Here is a 5,535-nt window from a genome sequence, read left to right as displayed (position 1 = left end):
GCTGGAACTGGAAATGCACAAGGACTTTCCGCTTTCCCAGAATTACAATACACTGGATGGTTTGGGACTGAAGCGCCGCCAGGCCGGGTTGGCAGCCCTGTGGCGGCAGAATAATGCGGATTTTCTGGCCAAGGCGGCAGCCGACCGCTCCGGCGAGGGGCTGATCCCGGACATCAAGGTGCCGCTGCCGGGTATCGGCAAGATCCTGGGCTCCGGGGCCCAGATAAAGATCAGCGGCAGCGAGAAGATAACCATAGGCGGCCAGCAAACCGACAACTATGGACGGGAAAAAACTACCGAGAATGCCGGGAATACAGGCAGTTTCGCTTTAAAAATAAAGCAGGAACAGCAGGTGAACCTGGAAGGCATCATCGGCGAGCGGCTGCATGTCCTGATCGACTGGAACAGCGAAGCTTTGACCGACAAGAAAAGCAAGATCCGCCTGTATTACGAGGGCAAGGAGGATGAGATATTGCAGCGGCTGGAGGCCGGCGACACCGAGTTCAGCCTGGCGGGCTCCTCCCTGATCGGTGGTTTAAGCACCCAGCACAAGGGATTGTTCGGCATCAAGGGTGTGGCCAGGCTGGGCGGCCTGGAGCTGACCGCCATCGCCAGCAAGGACGAGGGCCAGGGCGAGACCAAGAGTTTTGTGGGCCAAAGCCAGCAGAAGGAAAACAAATACAACGACAAGGATTTCATAGCCCACCGCTTTTTCTGGATACCGCTGGCAGATCCGGCGGACTCAATAGTAGATCTGAGGGTTTATGTCCAGTCTGATAACCAATCCACCATCAGCGCGAAACCGGTTTATGGGTTGAACCGCAGCTGGCTTGATTTTTCAGGGACAGACTCGGTCAGCAACCCCCAAGATTTAAACGTTATTGAAAAAAAAGTAATAGAGGAATACGGTTATGAAAGGATCATCGGCGGTTATCTATTAAGCTTGGAATACGGGCTGAGTTCCAATGATGTGTTAACGGTGGCCTATAAAACCAAACACGATAAGTATTACCCGGACTCCACCGTTTTTAAAGGCTTCAGCAAGCCCAATCTGGCCATCATTAAACCAAGCCTCTGCCGGCCGTCCAACGACACAGTGCCTGATCTCCTGCACGGATATGCCTGGAACTATGAATTCAGGAATTTTTACAATATTGGTTCCAGCAACATAGTGGAAAGCAGCCTAAGCATCAAGGTTAAAAAGAGAACTGATGGGTTGGAAGCCGATTTTTTGGAAAGAGATTCGGTCAGCGAGAAATTATTTACCGAACTGATGGACCTTTCCGATGCCAATGGTGTGATACATTTCCAGAATCTGCGTATGTCCAAGGGATATTTTTATTTTACCCTAATCTTTGATATGATGAACCGCCCTCTCCCGACCCGGCCGTTTGACAATTACAATCTGCCAGTGCAGAACCCTGACATTTACGACAAAACCGAACAGGAACTGGCTAATGTTACGCCCCAATATCAGATAGTAGTAGGATATCTTACCAAAGAAGCTGTGTATCCCCTGGAAGTTCCCGGCCAATTGATAGAGGGAAGCGTGCAGGTTACCATCGGCGGGGAAACGGTGCCTACAAACCAGTATACGGTGGATTACGAGACAGGCACAGTCACTTTTGCCGAGGCCTACCGGGAAAAGGTGATCCAGGCCGGAACAAACCTTAATATCAGCTATCAATTCATGCCCTGGGCCTCCTTTGGCACCAAGACCCTGGCAGGCTTAAGGGGCATCTATAAATTCAACGAACAGGCCCAGCTGGGGGCAACCTGGCTGTACCGTAGCGAACAAAGCCTGGAGACCAAGCCACGTCTGGGCGAGGAGCCCAAAACGATGATCGTGGCCGGGCTGGACGGATTTTACAAGGCCAGCCCCGGGTTTTTGACCACCCTGGCCAACTATCTTCCGGGGGTGGAAACCGAGGCGGCTTCAAGCTTTGAGATCTCCGGGGAAGCTGCGGCCAATTTCCCCAATCCCAACACCAGGGGTGAGGTCTATCTTGACGATATGGACGGTACCAAGTTGACCGACGGGCTTAATCTTTACCGCCAGGGCTGGGTGCATTCCAGCATCCCGGATACCAGTTTTCACCGGACCAGGGAGCAGCTGGCCGCCAAGACCTTTTGGTACAATCCCACCGCCAAGGTGACCCAGGGGGAGATCAATCCGGCCATCACCGATTCCACCCTGCGCAAAGATCCGGTGACCACCATTAAGATCCATCACCAGCCTGATACCACCGCCGGAGCCAATTCCTGGTCCGGCATCACCCAGCTGTTAAGCAAGAGCGGGATGGACCTAAGCCAAAGCAAACTGCTTAATGTATGGGTCAGAACCAACTCTGACGTAAAACTGCACATAGACTTCGGCCGGGAGATAAGCATGGACCAGGTAAGGCGTGATTACTGGGGTAACATTAAAGGCCGGCCCGATACCGTGGATGCCGAGTCTTTGGCCGCCGGCGACCAGCAAATTTACACAGACGCCAATGACAGAGGATTAGATATGATCAAATTATCAGACGATAACCCCTACCAGGCATCCGGTGACGATGGGAATGATAATTTTGTCAGTACTGATTCCTCCAGATGCAACGGTACGGAAGGCAACGGAATATATGATACCGAAGATCTGAAATTATCCAGCAAAAAGCCGGGGGATGAGAGCAGACAAAGCGACAGCTATTATACTTTTTCCTTTGATCTTTCGGGAAGCAGTGGAGACCCCAACCTTAGCGGCTGGAGGAAGTTTTCGGTGCCTCTGGATTCGGCCAGAGCGGTGGGTTATCCCTACGGATGGGGAATCATATATTATGCCCGGGTATGGGTGGACAGCTGCTCCGCCGCCTCGGCCGAGGTGGAGCTGGCCCTGGTGGAAGTATCCGGCAACCGCTGGCAGGAGAAACCCATTACGGCTGCATTATATTCAAATCCGGTGGACAGCAGCGAAAAATTTCATGTGACAGTAAAAAACAACAAGGATGACGCCGACTACCTGCCGCCTCCTAATGCGGTGGAGAACGATGAAAACGGGCATCCTAAGTTTGAGCAGAGCCTGGTCCTAAGCCTTACCAACCTTAAACCCGGACATCTGGCCCTGGCTCAAAGAAGCACCAACACCCGGGAGAACAATTATACCGGCTACAAAAAACTCAAGCTTTGGGTCAACGGACGTTACGGGGCCGGACAGTATCTGATCCGGCTGGCCTCTACCGCCGACAGCACCAGCCCCTATTACCAGTATACCGGATCACTGACCACCGGCTGGCAGGAGTTGTCGCTGAACCTGGAGGACCTAACCAGTGCGAAAGCCCTCGATACTAATTCTTTGGGCTTGAAGACAAATGGGGCATATACCGTCAAGGGCACACCCAACTTGGCCAATATCGGCGCTTTGTATCTGGGCGTGGCCAATCCGGACACTTTGAACTCCTACAGCGGCGAGGTCTGGTTTGACAACCTCCGGCTGGATGAAGTGCGGCGCGACCGTGGCACGGCGGTGATCGCCAATGTCAGGTTGGGAGTAGCCGACCTGTTGTCACTCAGCCTGGGATACAACCGGACCGACGCCTACTGGTACACCATGGGGCAAAGTCCGGCCCTGGCCCAAAGGGTCAGCTACAACCTGGGCGGAAGCCTGCAGTTGGATAAGTTTTACCTGGATCGCCTGGGGCTTAAGGTTCCGGTAATCTTCGGGGCCAGCCTGGCCGAAAGCTATCCCTGGTACGGCGGCGACGACCGCAAGCTGACCGACCAGGAAAGCTCAGAACAGATGGACTGGACCCGGGGCCGGAATGTAAGTTTTTCCCTGAGCAAGAACCCGTCCCAGTGGTGGCTGACGGATTTCACCATCGACCGGATGTCGGGCTCGCTTAACTGGAGCCGGAGCACTTCCAGCAACCGGACAAGCGCGGACAGCACCACCACGCTTAACACCGGAATTAACTGGGGCTGGGCTTCAGGTGCCCGGAAAAGCCTGGGTATTGGCAACTGGCTCAAACTTTATTACCTGCCATCAAATATTTCCTTTGCGGTCGGCAACAACCGCACCTGGCACTGGAACCTGGACAAACTGGTCAACGCCGTCAGCACAGCCGGCAGCGGACTGACCCGGGGCGGCAGCGCCCAGCTGGCCTGGCAGATAGCCGATCCGCTGAATTACAGGCTAAGCACCAGCCGCAACCTCCTGCAGAGGACCGGAGCCGGCGATCTGGCCTGGCGCTACGGCCTGGGAGCGGAGGTCTCCCGCGCCCAAACGGTGGATTATCATACCACCCTTACCTGGCTCAAAATAATTCAGCCCACCTTTAACTACAGCACCACTTACAACCAGGCCAACCGGGCGTACCTGGTTCCCGGGAACCCTGACTCCTCATTGTTTCTGGATGTTTCCAACGCCAACAATCTTTCACTGAACGGAAATCTGGAAATAGCCAAGTGGTTGATAAAAATAACGGCGCTTCGGAACGAAGCCAAGGACGATTCCACCGAGGTCGGGACCCCGTTGTGGCTGGTTATTCAGCTGGAAAAAATACTTAAGAAGGTCAATCCGTTGGACATAACTTTTTCCCAAAGCAAAAACAATAGTTCCTCAGGTCTGTACAGCCGGACAGATGTCTTTTATCCCGATATCTTTTACCAGATGGGCTGGCGGCGAAGGCCGCTTTCCTCCGAAAGTTACGCCCCCCTGGCCTCGGAGAGGGCCGGCATCACCAACAGTTATTCGGCCAGCACCGGCGGTTCGCTGGGACAGTTAAGCATCAATGCCGGCTGGCAGCGCAATGATTCCTGGACCTGGGACCCCACCAGTGCCATCTCCAGCCAGGGCATCACCTGGCCGGATCTGAGGGCCAGCCTGAACTCGGTGGAGCGGATTTTCAAAGGCCTGAAGATACTTACCAGCGCCAGTCTGACCAGCAATTATTCCAAGCGCGAGGATAAATCATCACAGTCCGGCCGGGGGGTCACCAGATGGAACATCAACCACAGTTTCAGCCCCATGATTTCGCTAAATACCAGATGGAAAAAGCAGGTCAGCACCCAGGCTTCCTTTGACTATTCTACCACTGACAGCCGCCTTCCTGTGACTGACGCCGTATTTCCCAGTGGCTGGCAAAAAGCCTATACCCGCAACCTGAAAGTCAGCGCCTCGGGCAGTTATTCCTTCAGCGCCCCCCAGGGTTTTGTGTTGAATATGTGGAAAATGGGCAAGAAGAGATTCAAATTTAAAAGTGACCTCAACCTGGGACTGCAGACCAGTTATTCCAATACCGTTTCCGCCCCCAAATTGGATCTTAATGAGCCTATCAGCAAAGATAAATACGACAGTGATAAAACCGACATATCAATTTCCCCCAACGCCACCTATAATTTTACCCGGAACATCAAGGGGGAGTTAAGCGGGTCATATACCAGCAGCACCAACAAAATAATCAAGACCAGTGACAGCCGCTCCTACAGTCTGAACACCACCGTCACCATAACATTTTAACCTCGACATGCTTGGATTCACACCTGACGAAAAAAAGG

1 protein-coding gene is annotated in these 5,535 nt (G+C 53.4%); it reads left to right on the top strand.

Annotated features, from left to right (window positions below; translation table 11 throughout):
* The first annotated feature begins 13 nt into the window (after positions 1-13).
* Positions 14-5,497 (top strand): hypothetical protein, encoded by a 5,484-nt coding sequence (locus Q7U71_06930; protein MDO9391490.1) that lies wholly within the window; start codon positions 14-16, stop codon positions 5,495-5,497.
* Positions 5,498-5,535 lie beyond the last annotated feature (38 nt).

This window comes from bacterium, assembly GCA_030655055.1.
GTDB lineage: Bacteria > Edwardsbacteria > AC1 > AC1 > EtOH8 > UBA5202.
This window is presented reverse-complemented; position numbering and strand designations above follow the sequence as displayed.